This is a genomic window from Terriglobus aquaticus, assembly GCF_025685415.1.
GTDB lineage: Bacteria > Acidobacteriota > Terriglobia > Terriglobales > Acidobacteriaceae > Terriglobus > Terriglobus aquaticus.
This window is the reverse complement of the sequence record NZ_JAGSYB010000001.1, coordinates 3442980-3464105: the sequence shown is the minus strand read 5'-3', so window position 1 is coordinate 3464105 and position 21126 is coordinate 3442980. Positions and strand designations below refer to the sequence as shown.

The 21126-nt window shown below is 63.3% G+C and carries 13 protein-coding genes; 3 read left to right on the top strand and 10 right to left on the bottom strand.

Annotated features, from left to right (window positions below):
- Nucleotides 1–83 precede the first annotated feature (83 nt).
- The 8 genes from OHL12_RS14315 to OHL12_RS14280 all read right to left on the bottom strand — a co-directional run bounded on the left by OHL12_RS14315 (nucleotide 84) and on the right by OHL12_RS14280 (nucleotide 16106).
- The gene (locus OHL12_RS14315) at nucleotides 84–1175 is read right to left on the bottom strand and encodes an enolase C-terminal domain-like protein (protein WP_263414495.1); all 1092 of its coding nucleotides are present in this window, start codon (nucleotides 1173–1175) and stop codon (nucleotides 84–86) included.
- A gap of 114 nt (nucleotides 1176–1289) precedes the next feature.
- A complete protein-coding gene (locus OHL12_RS14310; protein WP_263414494.1) occupies nucleotides 1290–3038 on the bottom strand; it encodes a thiamine pyrophosphate-dependent enzyme in 1749 nt (582 codons plus the stop codon).
- 126 nt (nucleotides 3039–3164) lie between these two features.
- Nucleotides 3165–4643, bottom strand: coding sequence for a M28 family metallopeptidase (locus OHL12_RS14305; protein WP_263414493.1), 1479 nt, complete (start codon nucleotides 4641–4643; stop codon nucleotides 3165–3167).
- Between the two features lie 156 nt (nucleotides 4644–4799).
- The gene (locus tag OHL12_RS14300; RefSeq protein WP_263414492.1) at nucleotides 4800–5876 is read right to left on the bottom strand and encodes a glycoside hydrolase family 43 protein; all 1077 of its coding nucleotides are present in this window, start codon (nucleotides 5874–5876) and stop codon (nucleotides 4800–4802) included.
- 116 nt (nucleotides 5877–5992) lie between these two features.
- A complete protein-coding gene (locus tag OHL12_RS14295) occupies nucleotides 5993–8410 on the bottom strand; it encodes a glycoside hydrolase family 2 TIM barrel-domain containing protein (protein WP_263414491.1) in 2418 nt (805 codons plus the stop codon).
- Nucleotides 8407–10677, bottom strand: coding sequence for a glycosyl hydrolase (locus OHL12_RS14290; protein WP_263414490.1), 2271 nt, complete (start codon nucleotides 10675–10677; stop codon nucleotides 8407–8409). The genes OHL12_RS14295 and OHL12_RS14290 overlap by 4 nt, the downstream gene beginning before the upstream one ends.
- Before the next feature lie 93 nt (nucleotides 10678–10770).
- Entirely contained in the window at nucleotides 10771–14670 is a 3900-nt protein-coding gene (locus tag OHL12_RS14285; protein WP_263414489.1) for a carboxypeptidase-like regulatory domain-containing protein, read from the bottom strand.
- Between the two features lie 152 nt (nucleotides 14671–14822).
- On the bottom strand, nucleotides 14823–16106 hold the full coding sequence (locus OHL12_RS14280) for a rhamnogalacturonan acetylesterase (protein WP_263414488.1): 1284 nt from the start codon (nucleotides 16104–16106) through the stop codon (nucleotides 14823–14825).
- A 93-nt stretch (nucleotides 16107–16199) separates the two neighbouring features.
- Here OHL12_RS14280 and OHL12_RS14275 point away from each other — a divergent pair, with 93 nt between their 5' ends.
- From OHL12_RS14275 to OHL12_RS14265, 3 genes are all read left to right on the top strand, one after another.
- Nucleotides 16200–17120 (top strand): rhamnogalacturonan acetylesterase, encoded by a 921-nt coding sequence (locus OHL12_RS14275; protein WP_263414487.1) that lies wholly within the window; start codon nucleotides 16200–16202, stop codon nucleotides 17118–17120.
- A gap of 72 nt (nucleotides 17121–17192) precedes the next feature.
- Nucleotides 17193–18167 (top strand): aldo/keto reductase, encoded by a 975-nt coding sequence (locus OHL12_RS14270; RefSeq protein WP_263414486.1) that lies wholly within the window; start codon nucleotides 17193–17195, stop codon nucleotides 18165–18167.
- 142 nt (nucleotides 18168–18309) lie between these two features.
- Nucleotides 18310–18699, top strand: a complete 390-nt coding sequence (locus OHL12_RS14265) for a LysM peptidoglycan-binding domain-containing protein (protein ID WP_263414485.1) — start codon at nucleotides 18310–18312, stop codon at nucleotides 18697–18699.
- Nucleotides 18700–18765: 66 nt separating this feature from the next.
- On the opposite strand, the gene hslU is transcribed toward OHL12_RS14265, so the two are convergent.
- The gene (hslU, locus tag OHL12_RS14260) at nucleotides 18766–20475 is read right to left on the bottom strand and encodes an ATP-dependent protease ATPase subunit HslU (protein WP_263414484.1); all 1710 of its coding nucleotides are present in this window, start codon (nucleotides 20473–20475) and stop codon (nucleotides 18766–18768) included.
- 1 nt (nucleotide 20476) lies between these two features.
- Nucleotides 20477–21109, bottom strand: a complete 633-nt coding sequence (gene hslV, locus OHL12_RS14255) for an ATP-dependent protease subunit HslV (RefSeq protein ID WP_263414483.1) — start codon at nucleotides 21107–21109, stop codon at nucleotides 20477–20479.
- Nucleotides 21110–21126: the final 17 nt, after the last annotated feature.

Below are 21126 nucleotides of genomic sequence, written 5' to 3'. Positions count from 1 at the left end.
GACGAATTTCCTGTCGCGTCGCTTGGGTGTTGCTGGCTGTGGTTAGAAGTCATCGCGCGCGAGGAGTGCTCCCGTGTAATCGTTCAGATGTCGTCGCGGAACGATTCGGCATCCTGCCGCTTGAACTCGAGACCCATGCCAGGACGCGTCAGATCGGGAAGCATGGCACCGTTTACCGGTTCGCGAAATCCGTCGAACAGCATCCGCTCGATGCGGGCGTGATCGTGGAAGTACTCGACGTGGCGCAACGGCCGCGACGCGCACGCAAGGTGCAGGTGCAGACTGGGGGCGCAGTGTGCAGAAAGCGGCAGAGGATGCGCCTCTGCCAGGGCGCTCGCAGCCATGAAGCCGGTGACGCCGCCGCAGCGCGTGGCGTCTGCCTGCAGCACGTCGACGGCCTCGGCGTCCAGCATGGCACGCAGGGTCATGTCGTTCCAGCCGTACTCGCCGGCGGCGATGTCCAGGCCATCCGGACCGTTGTCGCGCAGCAGCCGCAGGCCACGCAGGTCGTCTGAACTGACCGGCTCCTCGAACCACGTCACTCCGTACTCGTGGCGAAAGCGGTGAGCAAAATCCAGAGCCTGCTTGCGCGAGTAGGCACCGTTGGCGTCCACGAAGAGTTCGGCATGGTTGCCGATCGCTTTGCGTGCCAGCGCAACGCGCCGCAGATCATCATCAGGATGGGTGCCAATCTTCATCTTCACGCGCGGAATACCCTGTGCGACCCACCCCGCAAGCTGGGCGGTCAGTTGCTCGTCGTTGTACGCGGTGAAGCCACCGGAGCCGTAGACCGGCGCTGCATCGTGCGCCTGGCCGAGCAGGGCGACAAGCGGCTTCTGCAGCAGCTTCGCTTTCAGGTCCCACACAGCGACGTCGATCGCGGACAATGCTGTCGCGCCGATGCCCTCGCGACCATAGTTCCGTTGCGAGACGCGCATGCGATGGAACAAGTCAGCGCTCTGCCAAACATCTGAGCCGGCGACAATCTTTTGGATCATGTCGCGGCATAACGCCGCGATAACGGAGTGGCTGTAGGTGTAGCCGAGCCCGGTTGCGTTGCCGGCCTTCAGCTCCACCACGATCAGCGTGGTGGAGTTCCAGGCAAACGTGCCGTCCGCCTCCGGGGCGTCGGTGGGGACGGTGTAAGAAGTCGCGGTGCCGCCGGTAATCTTCATGCGCGCATGACCTCGAAGGCCGGATCCACCCCGGACGAAAGAACTCACCCGGAGATCTTAGGTCAGGACCGTGTTCCGATCCTGACCCAAACACCAACCCGCCGACCGACTCGACTAGATAATCTGCCGGACCGTGTCACTGGCCGCCGTCAACGCAATCTTTACGCGGTTGGGCTCGCCCTTGGCCAGCGCCTCCGAGAACTTGATCGCCTGCTTGGTGGTGATCTTGGGCGGCAGCATCGCCGTCAGCGGATCAACAACGCACTCGATGATCACAGGGCCATTGATCGCAAGGGCTTCGTCGAACTTCGCGCCTGCAGTCTTTTGCGAGTCAATCTTGACCCCGTACGCACCCATCGCCTGCGCGAACGCAACGAAGTCTACGGGGAACAGGTCGCACTGGTACTCCGGGTTACCCTCGAACACCATCTGCTCCCACTTGATCTGACCAAGCGAGTTGTTCTTGATGATCACGAACTTGATGGGCAGCTTGTATGCGACGGCGGTGATGAACTCGCCCATGAGCATGCTGAAGCCACCGTCGCCCACTACCGCGATGACCTGGCGGTCGGGGTACGCCACCTGCGCCGCAATCGCGTAAGGCATGCCGCATGCCATGGTTGCCAGGTTGCCGCTGCACGAATGCATCTGGCCCTTCTTGGCTTTCATGTACCGCGCCCACACCGTGGTGTTGGTGCCCGAATCGGAGACGATGATCGCGTTCTCCTTCGTGCGTTTGCTCAGCTCCCAGCCAACTACCTGTGGCTTCATGGGGCTGGCGGAATTGGTTCCTTCCTTCTCAAGGGTGTGGTTCCAGTCATCCATGTCGCGCTGGGCACGTTCCAGGAAGCGGCGATAGCTGTTCCGTCGCAGCAGCGGCAGAAGTTCGCGCAGAGTCTTCTTCGAATCGCCCACCAGGCCCACCTCTGCCGGGTACCGCAGCGAGATGCGCTGCGCATTGGAATCGATCTGGACACACTTGGCGCTGCCCGGCTTGGGCAGGTACTCCATGTAGGGATAGCTGGAGCCGACGATGAGCAGCGTGTCGCAGTTCTCGATCACGTCCTGCGAGGGAGCCGTGCCCAGCAGGCCGATGCCGCCGGTGGTGTACGGCGAATCGTCGGGAACGCAGCCTTTGCCCAGCAACGGCTTTACGATAGGCGCTCCCAGCAACTCCGCGACCTGCACCAGCTCGTCACCGGCGTGCAGGGCACCCGCACCGGCGAGGATCGCGACCTTCTTGCCGTTGTTGAGGATCTGTGCGGCGTGCTGCAAATTGCCTTGCACCGGAGTGTTGCCGGTGATGGCGCGAACACTGTTGGTGTGGTGCTCGATGTTGCGGTCGGAGCGTTCCTTCTTGTCCACATCCTTCAACTGAATGTCGATAGGGATGGTGATGTGGGCTACGCCACGCATCATGAGCGCGGTGCGAATGGCCAGGTCGGCCGTGGGCTCCATGTGCGTGGGGCTCATGATGCGCTCGTTGTAGCAACACGCGTCCACAAACAGCTTGTCGAGCTGTACATCCTGCTGGCCGAAGGAACCAGTCACGTCGGTAAACTGCATGCCGGTGATGGCGAGCACCGGTTGCTGATCGAGCTTGGCGTCATACAGGCCGTTTAACAGGTGAATGCCACCCGGCCCGCTGGTGGAGAGGCACACGCCCAGCTTGCCGGTGAACTTGGCATAGGCGCACGCCATGAAGGCGGCCGACTCCTCATGCCGGACGTGGATGAAGCGAATCTTGTCCTGGCTCTTGCGGAGCGCCTCCATCACGCCGTTGATGCCGTCGCCCGGCAGGCCAAAGATCGTATCAACTCCCCACGCAATCAGCCGCTCTACCAGAACATCCGATGAAGTCACCGTTTTCTCCTGTATCGAACAGAGATGGCGCTTTTGTGGATACCGTTATCCAACGTTACAGAATGACGTCGTCGATCTTTGGCCTCCTCAGAGCCTCACAATATGTACCCGCCGTAGGTCGCATTGCTACCGTGCGGGTACGGGCGGCACGGCCTGGCTGCACGCCGTTCCGCTGCACGCACGCACACCGAAAAAGACGTTGTCCTTGGACACGGGCAGACGAACTGAGTGCTCTCCCACGGTGCCCGAATAGCGCGCTGCATCCGCCGCATACTGCCAGTCGTTCACGGCAGTTTCACGCCACACGATCTCGTACCGCACCGGTCCGGGCGTTGGGCTGGCCGGCGGATCCCAGGTGAGGATGGTGTCGTTATCCAGGTTGCTGGTGACGACCTTCACGTTTTGCGGCACACCGGGCGACATGGCCAATGTGCCCAGCGTTGCCATGTTCAGGCGGGCCACCTGTGCGATGTAGTGGAAGTCATCGAACTTAAGCAGATCGCCGTACTCGACACCGTTTTCCTGGCGGACGGTCTGGTGCTGGTGATTGAAGTTCTCGCGCCACTCCGTGAAGCGGACGGCCGGGAAGCCCTGGTCGCTGAAGCTCTTGTGATCGCCGCCGCGCAGGAAGCGGTCCAGGCGCAACTCCATCACGGCCTGCAGTTCCTGAGGCTGTGTGCCGGCGAGAGAGCCATGCGCGGAGTTCACGTTGCCTTTGAGCTTCTCGAGATAAGTGCGATCTACTTCCAGCACCTCGCGCGCCAGTTGCCTCGAAGGGCCTTCGCTCTCGCCACCTACGCTCAGAGCCGCGCGAATCTGCTCGATCGGCGCGGTGGGGAGGATGCCCTGCGAGAACACACGGACGCGCGTCTTGGATTGCAGCGTGTCGCCGGGCGTGGTGTCGCCGCCGACGATGTCGTTGTTCAGGACACCTTCCAGTTGCCAGCCCTCGCTCTTTGCGAGCTTGGCCAGGTGGGCGGAACCGTTCAGACCCTGCTCCTCGCCGGCGACGCAGACAAACACGATGGTCGCGGGGAACTTGTGCTGCGAGAGCACGCGCGCGGACTCCATGCTCACAGCGGTTCCGCTGGAGTCGTCGTTTGCGCCTGGCGCAAAGCCGTGCGTGTCCATCACGTCGTTTACGCGCGTGTCGTAGTGGCCGGTCACCAGGTACATCCGCTTGCTGGCCACGGGATCGGTGCCCCGCAGGATGGCGTAGACGTTGCGCAATGGTGTGGGCCGCACGATGCGTGGCTTGCTGTTGCCGAAGCCGGGCTGTGGCTGCTCCACGAACTCGTCGACCTTCACTTCCAGGCAGCCGCCGCAGGCCTTGCTGTACTCCTCAAACTGGCTCCGGATCCAGTCCGCTGCGGCCAGCACGCCGGTGCCCGGCTTCAGGTCCGTTTCTGTCGACGACACCGTGGACCGATTGTTGAAGGCGACGAGCCGCTCGATATTTTGCCGGATGCGATCCGGCGATGCTTCATGCAGCGACGCTCGGATCTGCGCGTCAGGAGCGGGCGTGGCGATGGGATTGCCGAGCCGTGCATAGTCCGGCTGATCTGCTGAAGCGCGCCGTTGCGCGACCGAAACACTGCCGGACAAGACTGCGGCAGAGATCGAGAGGAGCGCGACACTCCGAGTGACGCGACGCCACACAAACGAAGGGAGGATTGAGCACGGATCGAAACGAGACGACGCAGATTGCATGGTGTGACTGTAAACGAGCCGCTCCCGCGAAGGGACCAAGATTTCGTTCAACTATCGTGCGGGAGGGGCGAGCGGTCGTGATGGAACCCCGTCCGGTGTGATCGCGACCGGCAGAATATTGCCGGTGGCGTCAAAGCGCATGCGATCGATAGCAAGCACACGCTGGTTGATGCCGGTGGTGCCGAGTGGGTGGCGATGGTAGACGATGTAGAACTCGTCCGTACCCGGGATCTGCAACACGGAGTGGTGCCCCGGGCCGTTGGCCACCTTGGGATCGGTGGTCAAGATCTTGCCCGCACGCACGAATGGCCCCTCAGGACTTTTGCTCCTGGCGTAAGCCACTCCATAGCTGGCATCGCCCCAGTCTCCCTCGGACCACATAAAGTAATACGTGCCGTTTCGCTTCAGCATGAACGGACCCTCGACGTAGTTCGCGGGCGTGATCTCCCGGAACATGGTGCCGTCCTGCATCGGAATCACGTGCAGCAGGTCGCTGGACAGGCGCGCCACATTGCAGTGCCCCTGGCCGCCGTAGTAGAGGTACACGGAGCCGTCGCTATCCTGGAAGACCATGGGATCGATCGGCTGCGCGCCGTTCTCAAACCTGCCGACGAGTGGCTTGCCCAAGGCATCGATGAACGGCCCACCGGGCTTGTCGCTTACGGCCACGCCGATGCCGCCGGCGAAGGTGTCGGTTTTCTGAATGTCGTTGGCTGCGAAGAACAGGTAGTACTTGCCGTTGCGATAGACCGCGCTGGGCGCCCAGATGGCATAGGCCGCCCAAGGCACGTTGCGTACGTCGAGGACGTCCTTGTGGCGAGTCCAGTGCACCAGGTCGGGCGAGGAGAACGCGTCCAGCGATGTGTGCAAGAGGTACACGGGATGGATGACGTGCCCTTCGCGCAGCTTCTGCTGCTGCGGGTTGAAGTCGCTGGCCGGGCGCGGTGCGGTGCCTGGGTCGGACGAGGTCGGATAGATCCAGTACTGTCCCGCGAAGACGTGCGCTTCCGGATCGGCATACCAGCCCAGCTTGCCCAACTCGACATTGCTTTGGGCGTGCGCCCCCATGCAGGCCAGCACACCCGTCCACGATGCACATGCCCACCAAAGCCGCTTCCAGTGTCGCATCGAACGCTCCCCCTGCTCCGCCGGGGCGGGCTACAGGAATTGTAAGCAGCGCGCAGGTGCAGGTTGCCAGATAGCGCGAGAAGCGACCCGCACCAGCACGGAAGGCGGCGAGAAGTTTAGTGCGGACCAAGCGCGCCGAGGTTGAGCACCGCAACAGGTAAGCCACTCGCCTGCACCAGCAGCCGCGCCCGGCCGGTCGCTGCGCTTCGCCGCACAAACGCGACGGCGCGGCCGTCCAATGTTGCGCGATCAGGCTGTGGAAAGGGGCCGCTGTACACGTTGTCAGCGTTGTCGGTGGCGAGCAGCGTGGCCGCGCCCTCGACGCTGAAGTGCAGTGGCAGCGCAGCCTCGGGCACGGGTGTGCCGTTGCGGTCCACAACCGTGACGCGCACGATTGCAACCTGGTCAAAGCCGGTGCCCGGCGGTGGTGTTTCCAGTGTGAGGCGAAGGCGAGCGGGAACGTTAGCGGTTCTCAAAGTGTCCAGCGTGCCTGCGGTATCGACGCAGCGTGCCGTCAGCGTTCCCGGCGCGAACGGGACCGACCAGGTGCGGGGCGCGGCATCGGCAGGCAGGGGCTTTGGGGTTTCGAGCATCTTGCCGTTCAGCAGCAGCGACACCGAGGCGCAGTTGCTGTACACCTCGACCGCTTCGGTGTGCGGCGATCGATCGCGCGGCGACCAGTCGGCAAACACAACCTGCCTGGGCCGGTATTGCTCTGCCTCATAGCCGGGATCCGTGGGTGCGAGCGGCTGCGGTGCGATCCGCCGAACCACGTGCACAACGGGGTGCTCCGCCCACCAGCTCTCGTGCTCCAGCGCATCGGGCTTCGGCCAGTCAGTGCGATCGAACAGACCCTCGCTGTCGCCGATCAAGGGCCAGCGGCGGCTTTCGCCGAGGTAGTCTGTACCGGCCCACACGAACATGCCCGAGTACGGTGGATTGTCACGAACTGCAAGCCATGTGGCGCGGTCGTGGATGTTCTCCGTTCCCAGAATCTTGCGGGACGGCTTGTCTGCGTGAGCAGCAAGGATTTCGTTGGGCCGGTAGTTCTGGCCGACGACATCCAGCAAGTCGGCTAGGCCGTCCTGGTAATCGTGCGAAACGTTGGGGCGAAAGAGTGCCTGCGTGACCGGCCGCGTGGGATCGGCCCGGTGATACTCCTCCACCAGCGACTTGAGAATAGGAAGAGCAATCTCAGGATGCGGCGTATCGTGAATCTCGTTGCCCGCACTCCACGCGATGATGCTGGGATGATTGCGATCGCGGCGTACACCATCGCGGGTGTCACGCAGGTACCAGTCGCGAAAGTACAGGTGGTAGTCGAAGGGGTTTTTGGCCACGGTCCAAACGTCGAAGTACTCGTCGAGGACCAGCAGGCCGAGCCGGTCGCACAGGTCAAGGAACTCCGGCGCAACTACGTTGTGCGCGGTACGAATCGCGTTGACCCCCATGCTCTGCATGGCACGCAGACGGTGTTCCCACAGGGAGAGCGGTGCCGCCACGCCGAGCGCGCCAACGTCGGAGTGCAGCGCGACTCCCTTGATCTTCAGGTTGCGCCCGTTAAGCCAGAATCCGGTCGCAGCTTCGAAGTGAGCATCGCGAATGCCGAACGGCACCTCTTCCATCTGGATAACGCGATCGCCGTCCAGCAGATCGAAACGAGCCCGATACAGAGCAGGATGCGCAAGGTCCCAGCGCTGCGGATGAGCGACCGTGAGTGTAGCGGAAAGCACGGGCGATCCACCCACGGGAACCGGCGTGCTGTCGCCCGCGAAGGCCTGCGCCGCCACGCGGCCGTCTGGATCCAGCAGGGTGATGCGAGCGCGCGCAACCACGGGCCGATCTGCCTCGTTGTGCGTCCCGGCCTCCACGGTGAGCGTTGCGCTGTCGGCAGACAGAGCAGTGGTGCGAACCACAGTGGACCAGCCGGTGATGTGCATGGCCGGCAGAACAAACAGATGCACGTGGCGGTAGATGCCGGCACCCTGGTAAAAGCGCGACGAGGGCTGCTGTGCGTTGTCGGCCCGAACCGCGATCACGTTATCCGCGCCGGCATCTTTGTGCAGCCACTCCGTCATGTCATAACGGAAACTGCTGTAGCCGCTTGGCCGGTGTCCGAGCTGGTGACCGTTGATCCAGACCGTGCTGTTCGCCATCACGCCGTCGAACTGCACAACTGCGTGGGTGCCGCAGCCCAGCGGCAGGCTGAAGTGCTTGCGGTACCAGCCCACACCCATGGGTGCGAACGCGCCCTGACCTCGCGAAGGATTCGCTGCGTCAAACGGGCCGGCGATGGCCCAATCATGCGGCGTGGCCACGGTCTGCCATGCCGCGTCCGTGTAGCCGGGCTGCTCCGCACCGTCCTGGTCACCGCGCTGAAAGCGCCAGTCGCCATCGAACGTGATGGCGCGAGCGGAGCACGAGTCTGGGCTGCGCTTCGCATCTGCTTTGCATGGCAAAGCGAGCAGCACACACGCTGCGGGACCGATGCCCCGCAGGATCCAGTTGCGATGCTGTTGCAGGAAATGTCTCACCGGCGCACCACCAGCAATTCTGCCTCGTATGGCGCCAGGTGCAAGGACACCTGGAGTCCGTTGGCGCCTGGCTTGGCGTCCTGCAGGGCTGCGATGCTGGCCGTCTCCGCGTCCCACCGCTCCACGCGCGTGCCGGGCGAGTGCAGCACGGCCCTGTTCGTGACCTCAGTGGACGACTCATTGAAGAGCAAGAAAACGTCTGCATCCGCGAGAGTGCGATGCAGCAGGCGCACCGCGGCATCGGGTTTCGCAAGCTCCATCGCCGGATGCGGATCGGCAGAGCGCAGCACTTTCGCAAGTTCGGGTGAGATGGGCATGGGCGCGGGCGGCGTTGCTGGTGGGAACTGCGGAGGCGTGGGCACCGGCGGCAGATCGACCGCGATCACAGGTGCAGATGCAAAGGACGCCATCGGAAAGGCAGCCGCATCACGATAGTTGCGGGCCGCCATGCCTGCCGGTTTGTCGCCCAGGAAGATCAGCTTGCCGCCATCCGCGGCGAAACGACGCAACCGCTCTGCGGCAGCCGAAGGAAGCAGGCCTGCACGCGGCACCAGGATAGCGCTATACCGGTTTCCGCTTTGCGACACAAAGCTACCGCGCTCCAGCCGCATGCCCGACGCCACGGCGTCTTCATCGACGATGTCGAAGTCGATCTGCTGCTCACTGAGCGCGCGCTCCATGGAAACGAAGAGGTCGTCCGCGCGGTGATCGCCTGTCCAGAGTGCCTCCCGCGGTTGCAGCAGCGCGACGTGTGCCGCGGGATGACCCAGCGCCAAGACATAGCTGAGCCGGCGCGTGTACAAGGCGAGAGCCGGAAAGCCGGCATCGCGCATGTACGCCGGCGGGCCTCCGCGATCCGTTCCGGTCTGAGTCGCCGGGTAGTACATCATCTCGAACAGATTGATTCCGCGCACGAGCTGCTCGTTGATTGCATAGCGGGCGAGCGCAATGTCCGGCTCGGGCCTCCAAGCGGCAAAGCTCTCCGTAAAGGCCAGCGGCTTGCCGTACACATGCGCGGCAGACGACGCGAATCGCGGAAAGTCGGAGACGGTGTCGCGCCCGATTTGGTGCCAAATGGCATCGACTCCAGGGATCTGCACCGGCGCGAAGTCGCGGAAGTAGTCGCCTTCACTGTGAGCCAGGTCGATCTGCAGTTCCTCATGGTTCAGGTGGACCTGGTATGCAAGGCCGTGGGCTGCACACCACTCACTTTGCGGTGCAAAGAATCCGTCCCGAAACATGCGGGAGAACACGTCGTAGTAGTCGGCGCGCACACGCTGCTGCTGCGGAGTCGCAACGGGGATCGTCGCGGCCGGCTGGCCGTGCGACGCATCGCGGCGCGCCAGCAGCGCCGGCAGGTAGGGCCGTACGTCGTACCCCTTTACACGCTGAAACGTATCGAAGAACTTCGGCGTCCACGGCAGCCCGCCGATGGAGTAGTCGGGTTCATCGCCACGAAAGCCCAGGATGGTCTTGCCGAACTCATCGCCGACGGCTTTCGCATAGGCCTCATGCGTGAACTGGAGATACTGCGCGGTGGCAGCAGGGTCAAGGTAATCTTCGAGCGACTGAGAACCATCCTTGGCGCGGCTGGGATTCGTGTCGCTCCGGGTGGGTGACGTGCGGAAGTCGTGCGTGACGGCAACCACGGTCCACGTTCCGGTGGCGGGCGCCGCCCAGTGGGCATGCGCAGCCTGCACCGGAACGGTCTGGGTCTCACCGGCATCGGAGACGGCGGAGATGGCCACGAGGTTCGCAGGGATTGGCGCGTCGAAGCTGGTGCCCGGGCGTATCTCCGTGCGAGTTGCAACCAGCGCCTGCATGCGCAGCTCGGGGTGCTCGCGCGTGAAGCGGCCACCCGCGAAGCCGCTCGGGTAGCCGGCATCATCGACGATCCAGATGCGCATGTCGCGGCGCTTTGCTTCCGCAACAACCTGTCGGAAGAAAGCGAACCACTCCGGCGAAAGATACTGCGTGCCGGTTCCTGTGCTCCACTGCAGCGTAACGGCGCGAAACCCGAGCGCGTGCATGGTGTCCAGATCATGGCCAACCGTATCCAGCGTGACGGTGCCCGCCGCACCGGCCAGGCCGTAGTACGGCTCCGGACCATACTGCGGTGGCGGTGTGATCCATTCGGACGCAACCGTGGAGGCTGTCGGCATGGTCAGCCGCAGCCAAGCCGGAGCCTGCGTTGCGGTCTGCGCCTGCGGCGCCGTGACTGCCATCGCGAAGGTCAGGGTTGCAAGGCATTGCGTGCACGTCGGCACAAGCAGTTCCTCAAGGCGATCGGTTGGGAGATGCAAGAAGGCCTCAGACGGTCTGCGCTGAGGCCTCGCTTGCGGTTGCCGGTCTGACCGGGGTTAGAAAGTTACGCGACCTGAGAACTGCCAGCGCCGCGAGGTGTTGGCCACGTTCGACACGGTACCGAAGCTGGTGGAAGGCCAGCTTGCGTTCAGGTTGCCGAAGACGGTGTTGTTGAGCACGTTGAAGGCGTCGGCCTGCAGCGTCAGCTTGGTGCGCTCGCCCACCAGCGGGAAGCTGCGCTTGAGCGAAGCGTCCAGGTTATAGCTGCTTGGATTCCGCAGGTTGAAGGGAGCCGTTCGCGGCGCACCGCCGATCTGGTAGATGCCCGAGCCGCTGGTATTCAACTGCGGCGGCGTCTGGAATGCGTTGCTGTCGATGTACTTGACCGCCGACAGGTTCTGCCCGCTGATGCCAGAGCCGAAGCTGCCGTTGATGCGCGCGGACTTCGGGTTGTAGTTCGGGTTCAGGTCCGGCATGCACTGGCCGTTGCCGGGGTTCACACCCGCCACGCCGGTGGGTGAGCAGGCCCACGTGACCGCCACAGGCGTGCCCGACGTGTAGCGGAAGATTTCAGAGAACTGGAATCCACCGAGCAGCGCGCTGGCGACACGGTTGCCGTCGAAGTACTTGTTCTTGCCAAACGGCAGATCCCAGTAGCCGTAGAGGGCCAGGTTCTCCGGCGTGTTTACGGTCGTCAGGCCGCGCTCGATGCGATCGGCTTTCCAGTTCTTGCCGTTGCTCACCGCTGCTGCCGGAATGTCGAAGCCGCTACGGAAGGTGCCGTCATCGCCGATGTTGCGCGAGAACGTCCAATTGAGCGTGTAGCTGAGCCCCTTCCAGGGCCGCTGCGCCAGCGTCAACTGGAACGAGTTGTAGCTGTTGTTGCCGACGTTCTGACCCCAGATGTCCGTGACGTTGCCGCCGGAAGTTGAGGCGTACTGCGGGAAGGCGACCAGCACCTGCTCCATGCGGATGTTGGAGCCGCCCGCACCGTTTGCCGCCGCAGCAATCGCCGCGGGCACGTTGATGCCCGGGACGGCACGAGTTGCGATAGCAAGATTGGCCGCGGTTGCCGGTGCGTTCAGCAGCGGCGTCTTGTTGTCGCTGGCGAGCAGTGGGCCCAGAGCCGCCGTGTAGACGGGATTCATCTGGTTGGCCCAGTAGCCGCGCGCGTTGGATCCGCCGGTCAGCAGGAAGTGCGCGATGGTGCCGGCGTAGTTCGCGGTGACCGTCAGGCTGTTGCTGAGCGCCTGCTGGAAGCCGAAGTTGAAAGAGTAGACCGTCGGCGCACGGCCCGAAAGGTACGGGTCCACGTAGGTCACGCCACCCGGTGCAACGTAGGCGCCGTTGCTCAGGTAGTTGCCCGTGTTCAGCGTTTGCGCCGCAGCAACCGGTCCCAGCGGCGTGGGCAGGTTGTAGGTCGGTCCGCCAAAGCGGGTGTTTGCCAGGCCGATCTGCTGGAAGTACGGGCTGTTGTTCAGGTAGAAGGCAGGGCCGTTCGTTGAATCCTGGAAGCTGGGGTTCGACGAGTAGCCGAGCTGACCGCCGCCTGTGGCCGCACCCGCACGGCCGCCAGTACCGCCGCCGTGCGTGTAGAGGATGGACGCGCCGCCACGGAAGACCGTGGTGGGATGCACCTGCCACGCAAAGCCAACACGCGGGCCGTAGTTGCCGAAGTAGTTGTGTACAGGGGTACGGCACTGGCACGAGACACCGGCGCCATGGTCGCCCGCAAACTGAATCTCGCCCGGGTTGCCGGTGATCGCGTTGGTCAGATTCGGATTTAGGAAGGACCAGCGATCCTTGGCCTCCGTGTAGGTGGGCAGGTAGTCCCAACGCAAACCAAGGTCGAGCGTCAGGTTCGGGCGCACCTTCCAGTTATCCGAGAAGTACGGAGCGAATGGCTTGTACCGACCGCCCAGGATGCCGAACGACTGGATCGTCAGCGAGGTGGACTGCGGCGCACCCAGCAGGAAACTGGCATACGAGTAGCCGGAGTTCGCCGCGTAGGCGCCGTTGTTCAGGTTTGCCGTCTCGTTCACGGCGTAAGTGACGGGCACAACGCCCGAAGGACCGTCGTAGGTGGAGGCGTTGATCTCCAGATCCTGCCACTGAAAGCCGGCAGTCAGGTTGTGCTGACCGATGACATAGTTGAAGTTGTCTTTGACGGTAAAGGTGTGCGAGACGCTGGTGTACGTTGCAGCGCTTGCACCGTTCGCCGTCCACGTGGTCTGCGCATTAGCGCCGCTGAATGCCGCACCCGGGAATGCGGCTGACGACAGGCCCGGCGGCAGGTTGGTGATGCCGGCCGCGGTTGCCGAGTACGCCGAGTTGCGCGTGGTCACGTTCTGCACTGGCGGTCCGCCCATGTTCACGTAACCGAAGCGGAACTGGTTCGTCATGCGGTCCGAGATCGCCCACGCATGCTCCAACGTGTGGATGTGAATCGCCACGTCCGCAAACGCGCCGTTCGTGTACGGCAGCGGCAGCGTCGGGTTCGCACCAACGGTATAGGGCACGTTCAGGCGCTTGCCCTGCGTAAACGCCGTAGACAGCCGCTGCTTCGACGTGAGGTCGAAGTCCAGCTTGCCCACGTACTCCCAGTTGTCGTAGCCGGTCGGTACACCGGTCAGCACGTTGTTGGTGATGTTGTTGTTGATCGTGCCCGGCAGAAAGCTCTGCATGTAGGCAGCGATCGGAGAGATTTCGTTCGCAGGGATCACGTTCGGGGAGCCAAGGCGCACCGGGTTACCCGCCGCTCCACGCGTGCCACCCGGGCCGTACCCGAACTGGTAGCGGCAAGCACCGGTCGTGCTGTTGGCGGTGCAAGCCGCTTGCGTTGTGGGATCGTAAATGGCGTAGCCGGGGCCGCCGTTCGCCGCCAGCAATTGGCTGAAGTCGCCCTGGCGCATCTGGTTCGTCGCAACCGTCAAGAGGCCGGGCGTAATGCCGTTGCGGCCGTGGAAACGGTCATAGCTGAAAAAGAAGAAGCCCTTCTTCTTCAGGAACGGGATGGGTCCGCCTGCGGAGCCGACGATCTCGTTCTGGTTCTCGTAAGGCTTGCGGGCAGGAGTCACGTTGCCATTCGCATCACGACCGGTGGCGAACTTCGGCGTATAGCCCCAGGTGTCAAACGCGGTGTTGCGGAAGAAGGCTGCAGCGAGGCCGTGGTACTGCGCGGTGCCCGACTTGAGGGTGAAGTTCAGCAGGCCCGCGCCCTGGTACTCAACAGGCGGCGTGCTGGTGAGCACCTGGAACTGATCGATGGCTTCGATCGGGATCGAGTTGAGAACGGTGCGATTGTCGCCCTGCTGGTTGATGGTGGTCAGCGGAAGGCCATCGACGGAGAGCTCCGCAAGGTAGTTTCCGGTGCCGCCGATGATCGGCGCGCGAGCTCCACCCTGCGCGCCAGGCAGCAGCGTGGCAAACGCCGTGGGGTCGCGCTGCTGGCCGTTCTGCGGTACAGGTAGCGACTCGTAAACGTCGTTCTCGATGGTGCCGCCGAGCGTCGCGTTGGTTGTCTCCAGCGCGGGCGGAGCCGCGGTCACCGTGACGGTCTGATCGGTGCTGCCAATGGTGAGCTTGGGGTTGAGTCCCGTAAGCCGCAGGGCGTCGATGGTCAGGTTTTCCTGGCGAAAGGTTTGGAAGCCCTGCGCCGTGACCTCGACTGTGTACGTGCCTGGAATCAGCGGTGCCGCCTCAAACAGGCCGGCGCCCGAACTGGTTTTGGTGGTCACCACCTTGGTTTCCTGGTTGGTGATCGTCACGGTGGCATTGGGAATGACAGCGCCGGACAGGTCGGTGACCGTGCCCTGGATGCCGGCCTGGCCACCGGTTTGCGCGAGGGCGGCGGGGCTGAAGAGCAGAGGCGCGGCGGCGGGCGCAAGCAACACGGCCGACAAACACAGGGAGCGCATGCCGGTGCGGCGCGCGGAAACAGACTGGAAGGGGTTCATCGCTGGAGACTCCTGAAACGTTTCAACGGAAACGAGCCGGATGCTAGTGGAACGAATCAACGTGTGTCAAATGAAACCTGTTCTCATTTGAATCCGGCGGCTCGCGGGACCGCTGAAGTGATTGCTACTGCCACCTCCGCAGCCCTTCGCCGTCACCGGCCGTACGGCGTCTGTACTGCAACTGCGGGACTTGCGGGGATCGTAGCCGCAGAAGGTGCGTCGGGGTGTGCGGGATCGAAGACTGCAACTCCCGATCGAAGCGATTTTCGTAGCGGCAGATCCGACTGCTGGATGCCACGCACCACGCACCGCGCCAGCTCGTAGGCTCCAAAGCTGTTGAAATGCGTGTCGTCGTGCAACGCCTCGGGCTGGTCCGGGTAGGTGTTGGCGGGAGCGTAGACAAAGAGCTCACGCGAGTGAGGTTCGCACACCGCCTCGTACAGCGTTTTGCTGCAGGCGTTCAGGTCGATGAGCGTGCTGTGCGTTTCTTCCGCGAGGGAGCGTACGGTTTGCGGGTACGGCGCAAGCGTGTCCGTGATGTGACCGTCGCTGTCGAAGGTGCGCCGGTTCATGCTGGTCACCAGTACCGGCGTGGCGCCACGTTCGCGGGCCATGGCGACATACTTGCGCGTCAGATCGCTGTAGGTAGTGGCCGCCGGCACATAGCCTTTGCCGGGCTTCTGATCGTTGTGGCCGAACTGCATAAACAGGTAGTCGCCGCGCCGCAGCGTGGAGAAGATCTTCTGGAATCGAAGTTCGCTTTCAGACGACGCGATGGTCTCTCCCGACTCCGCATGGTTGGCCACCGCAATGGCGTCGGTGAAGAACAGCGGCAAGACCTGCCCCCACGCAGCCCATGGTTCTTTGTCCTGATCGACCACAGTGGAATCCCCGGCCAAGTACACGGTCGGGATCGACGGCGCGGGCGTGACGGTGATGCGGCGCACGCTGGGATGCGTCCCCGCGAACTCCAATGTCAGCTTGTCATCCCAGCGCAGGCTGCCTACTTCGCGCGGCTTGATGCGAACGTTGCCACCGCCGGGCAGGGCCGTCGTGCGGATGTTCACGGCAAAGCGCTCGACGGTGTGCGCCCCGGCCGCCGTGTGCACATTCAGCAGCATTAGCCGGCGTGCCTCGGCCTTCACGGTGGTGACCGCTGCCTCGGGACCGCCCAGTTCCACCTCGACGCGGTAGTTGCCCTCTGCGAGCGGAGCGGAGAAGTAAAACGAACCGGTCGCGCTACACGCACCGTTCTGCACCGTAGGTGAAGCAACCAGGTCGAAGCCGGCGGAACCGGACGCGTAACGCGTAGCTGCGGTCAGCGGGCGCTCAGCCCCGCGGGCCTTGCCGCACACAAACGTCTGTGCCGCGGCAGCGCCGCCCATCGCAAAAAGAACCACACCGCACGCCAGCACGAACCGGGACCGGAAAACCATAAACGACACCTCGAAGTTCGCCTAGCAGCATACCCAGACTGGCGCATGTTCGTCGATTGACATTGTTTCCGTAAAGGAACTAGCGTGGTCGGCATGCCGTCGTTTCTCGCATCTCTTCTGGCCATCACGCTCGTCGCGCCCGCTGCCGTGCAGCAGCAACCGACCACGCCGGCCACGACCGCGCCCCAGGCGGCACCGCAGAGCACCGACCCTGGCGCAACTTCGCGACCGCCGCTGCCGGAGGCCGCGAACCCGGCGCTCCCAACGCTGTTCCTGGTGGGCGACTCCACCGTGCGCAACGGCGACGCGACCGGCAAGGGCGGGCAGTGGGGATGGGGCGAGCCGCTGCACAGCTTTTTCGATCCGGCAAAGATCAATGTAGTGAACCGCGCGATCGGCGGCCGCAGCAGTCGCACTTACATCACCGAGGGCCGCTGGCAGGAGGTACTTGATCGCTTGAAACCGGGCGACTTCATCCTCTTGCAGTTCGGACACAACGACTCCGGCCCGCTGGACGACACGGCACGCGCACGCGGCACGCTGAAGGGTGTGGGCGACGAGTCGAAGGAGATCGATAACCCGATCACGCACAAGCACGAGACGGTACACACCTACGGCTGGTACATGGACGAGTACGTGCGCGAGGGCCGGGCAAAAGGCGCGACCGTGATTGTATGCTCGCTGATCCCGCGCAAGATCTGGGACAGCGACGGCCACGTGCATCGCAACAGCGGGGAGGACTACGGCGGTTGGGCGCAGCAGATTGCCGCACGCGAGCACGTGCCCTTCATCGACCTGAACGAGATCATCGGCCGCGAGTACGACAACCTGGGCCAGGCCGCGGTCGAGCCGTTGTTTGCGGACCCGCACACGCACACCAGCCTGGCCGGCGCGGAGATGAATGCCCGCGCCGTGATCACGGGCCTCAAGATGCTTCACCCTGATCCGCTCGCGAAGTTCTTCAGCCCGGCTGCGGCGGACGTACCGGATCACATGGAAGCCGTAAAGAATTAGCCCGATGACAACGCAGCGGCAGCACACCAACGCATCGGTATACCCACGGACGCAGGCGCTATGCTTAGGCGCATGAACTCGACCGTACCTCCTGCGCAGTCTTCCACCGAAGATCTGCGACCGCTTGGCCGCACCGGTCTTCAGGTAAGCCGCATCGGCTATGGCATGTGGGGTATGACGGGCTGGTCTGGCGCGGACGAGACCCGCAATCGTGCTGTGCTGCGTGACGCTGCGGATCGAGGCATCACCTTCTTCGACAGCGCGATGGCCTACGGCGACGGAGCCAGCGATGCGTTACTGGGTGACTTGCTGGCCGAGCGGCCGCACCTGGTGGGCGCCAGCAAGATTCCACCGGCCAACGCCAAGTGGCCCGCGGCAGGCAGCTACCAGGAAGCTTTTCCGCAGGAGCATGTGCTGCGCAAGGTGGATGAGCTGCGGCGATCGCTGCAGGTCGACACGATCCCTGTGCTGCAGTGGCATGTGTGGGACGACGCCTGGGTCGACGACCCGGACTTTCGCAGTACAGCCGAACTGCTGCTGCGGGAGAAGCGGGCGGCGCACCTGGGCATCAGCCTGAATCGCTTTCAGCCTTGGAACGGCATGCGCGCGATTACGACGGGGCTGATCGAAACGGTGCAGGTGATCTATAGCATCTTCGACCAGAACCCCGAGGATGAGCTGCTTCCGCTGTGCCAGGAACGCGGCGTAGGCGTCATCGCGCGCTGTGCGCTCGACGAGGGCTCGCTAAGCGGCAAGATGACGCGTGAGACGACCTTTCCGGAAGGTGACTGGCGCAACCGATACTTCACGCCGGAGAACCTGGGCGCCACCATGGACCGCGTCGACGCTCTTCGTGATGCTCTGCCGCAAGACGCGAGCTTGCCGGAGACGGCGCTGCGGTTTGCAATGACGCATCCGGCGGTCAGCACTGTGATTGTCGGCATGCGCTCTTCAGAACACGTACTTGCGAACGTGGAGGCAATGCGTGCAGGTCCCCTGCCACTGGAACAGGTGGAAACACTTCGGGCCCATCGCTGGAATCGGTGAAGCTATCAAAGGGCAGCCTCTCTTCGTGAAACGTCTGTAGAGAAACGCATGCGGCAGTTCCACGCGGCGGCGCTTCCCAGCATCGAACGACTGGATGCCGAACTTCGGCACAGACGTTTTCGCAGTTGGAGAGGATTGAGCGATGGCAGATCAGGCCGCATTGGAACAGAAGTACGCAAAAGTAGGACAGGTTCTTACAGGATTCAGCGATGAGGGCACGAAGATGGAAGGCATCTTCATGAACGGCGACAAGCTGGTGCTGAAGTGCTCGGTGCCGTCCAAGGTGATTGTGAACCGCATCTGGGACACGATTAAATCCGTCGATCCGACCTACTCCGATTTCGAGATCCAGATGACGCAGACCGGGCCCGACGAGCAGCCGTACACCATCAAGCACGGCGACACGCTGAGCGCGATCTGCCTGCGCTTCTATGGCCACGCCAACAAGTACCCCGAAGTCGCCAAAGCCAACAACGTGGATGCCAACAACATCCCGGTGGGAACCACGATCCAGTTGCCGGTGCTGTCGTAGCGCAAGGCAGCAGGTGAAAACAGCAAAGCCCGGCGATCGCCGGGCTTTTGCTGTGCATGCAGCACGCTACAGAATGTAGCGGCTCAAGTCCTGGTTCTTGACGATGCTGGCGACCTGCTGGCGAACGTAGTCGGCATGAACCTCCACGACGCGCTCGGTGGTGTCGCCATTACGACGGAGCACCACTGGTAACGGAGAGCGCTCGGGGACGGGTTCGCCTGCTTTCACCGGAATCGTGCTGGGTTCGACTTGTGCGATCACACCATCCTCGCGCTGCTCGCCCCGGTCTGCCGCTTCGCGCTCGGCAGCCTGCGCCTGCTTGACCAGGTCGGGTGCCTGGAAGCTGATCTCGTCCAGAACCCGCTCCATGATCGTGTGCAGGCGACGCGCACCGATGTTTTCCGTGGTCTCATTCACGCGAAAGGCGAAACTCGCCATCTCTTCCAGCGCTTCAGGCTGGAACTCGAGTTTCAGGCCTTCGGTATCCAGCAACGCAATTGACTGCTTCACCAGCGAGGATTTCGGCTCCGTGAGAATGCGCAGGAAATCTTCTACAGTCAGCGACTGCAGTTCGACGCGAATGGGAAAGCGGCCCTGAAGTTCCGGGATCAGGTCACTGGGTTTTGAGACGTGGAACGCGCCCGCGGCGATGAACAGGATGTGGTCGGTCGAGACGAAACCGTACTTGGTATTGACGGTGGTGCCTTCCACAATGGGCAGAATGTCGCGTTGCACACCTTCGCGCGAGACGTCGGGTCCGTGACCACCTTCGCGGCCGGCAATCTTGTCGATCTCGTCGAGGAAGACGATGCCCGATTCCTCGACGCGGTCGATGGCCGTGCGTGTCACCTGATCCATGTCGATCAGGCGCGACTCTTCCTCTTCAATCAGGTACTCGAACGCCTCCGAGACCTTCATCTTCTTTTTGCGCGAACGAGGTCCAAAGAGGCCCGGCAGGATGTCCTTCAGGTTCACATCCGACTCTTCGCTGGAGCCTACGCCGACGATCTCGATATTGGGAGAGTTGCGTTCGCGAGCTTCGATTTCGACAATGCGGTCGTCCAGCTTGCCTTCGCGAAACTGCGCGCGAAGCTTCTCGCGGGTGCGCGCCAGCGAAGCAGCGTCAGGGGCGGCCTCTGCGGACGATGCGGGTGCCTGCTGCTCTTCCAGTTGCCCTTCCGTCGCTTTGTCCTGCGCGGCTTCCAGCGCCTTGGACAGATCGAGCTTGCTCAGATCCAGCACCTCGCCATCCTTGGGCACCTGCATGGTGATCACTTGCACAGGCGTGCCCGTTGGCTTCGCAGCAGGCGCGGCAGGCTGGGGCAACAGCAGGTCCAGGATGCGGTCCTCCGCATTCAACTCTGCCTTGTCCTCGACCTCTTCCAGCTTCTCTTCGCGCACCATCTCGATGGCGGTTTCCACCAGGTCGCGCACGATCGACTCCACGTCGCGGCCAACGTAGCCGACCTCAGTGAACTTGCTGGCCTCCACCTTCAGGAACGGTGAGTTGGTCAGCTTCGCGAGACGTCGCGCGATCTCGGTCTTGCCCACGCCGGTGGCGCCGATCATGATGATGTTCTTCGGCATGATCTCGTCGGCCAGCTCGGGTGCGAGCTTCTGCCGGCGATGCCGGTTGCGCAGCGCAATAGCTACCGCACGCTTTGCGGCCTGCTGGCCGATGACGTACTTATCCAGCTCCGCAACGATTTCGCGCGGAGTGAGCTGTTCGAGGGAGACGGATTGATCCTCGGCGGTGCCGGGCAGATAGATGGCCACCTTACAGCTCCTCGATGGCGAAGTTCGCGTTGGTGTAGATGCAGATCTCGGACGCGATCTTCATCGCTTTTTCGACGATGGCGCGGGCCGGCAGGTCGGTGTTTTCCAGCAGAGCCTGCGCAGCCGACTGGGCAAACGAACCGCCCGAGCCGATGGTCATGATGGCGCCGCCCGCCGTGACGTCCGGCTCGATCACGTCGCCGTTGCCGCCAAGCAGGAAGATATGATCCGTGTCCGCCACCAGCAGCAGCGCGTCCAACTGGCGCAAGAGCTTGTCGGTGCGCCACTCCTTGGCGAGCTCCACGGCAGCGCGTGGCAGGTTTCCGGCGAATTGCTCCAGCTTGCCTTCAAATCGACTGAACAGGGAGAACGCATCGGCGGTCGATCCGGCAAAACCAGCCAGCACCTTATCGTTGTACAAGCGCCGCAGCTTGCGCGCGCCCTGCTTCATCACGGCCGATCCCATGGTCACCTGGCCATCGGCCGCCATGACCACCTTGCCGTCGCGGCGCACGCACAGTACCGTGGTCGAACGGATGCGGCGGCGTGTGCCGTCAGGGCCAAGGCCCAAATCGTACGGGTGGTGCTGCAGGTGAGTCTGTGCCCGGTTTGCGGGCGTTTTCTTCGTAGGCATCAACTTCCAGTATAAAG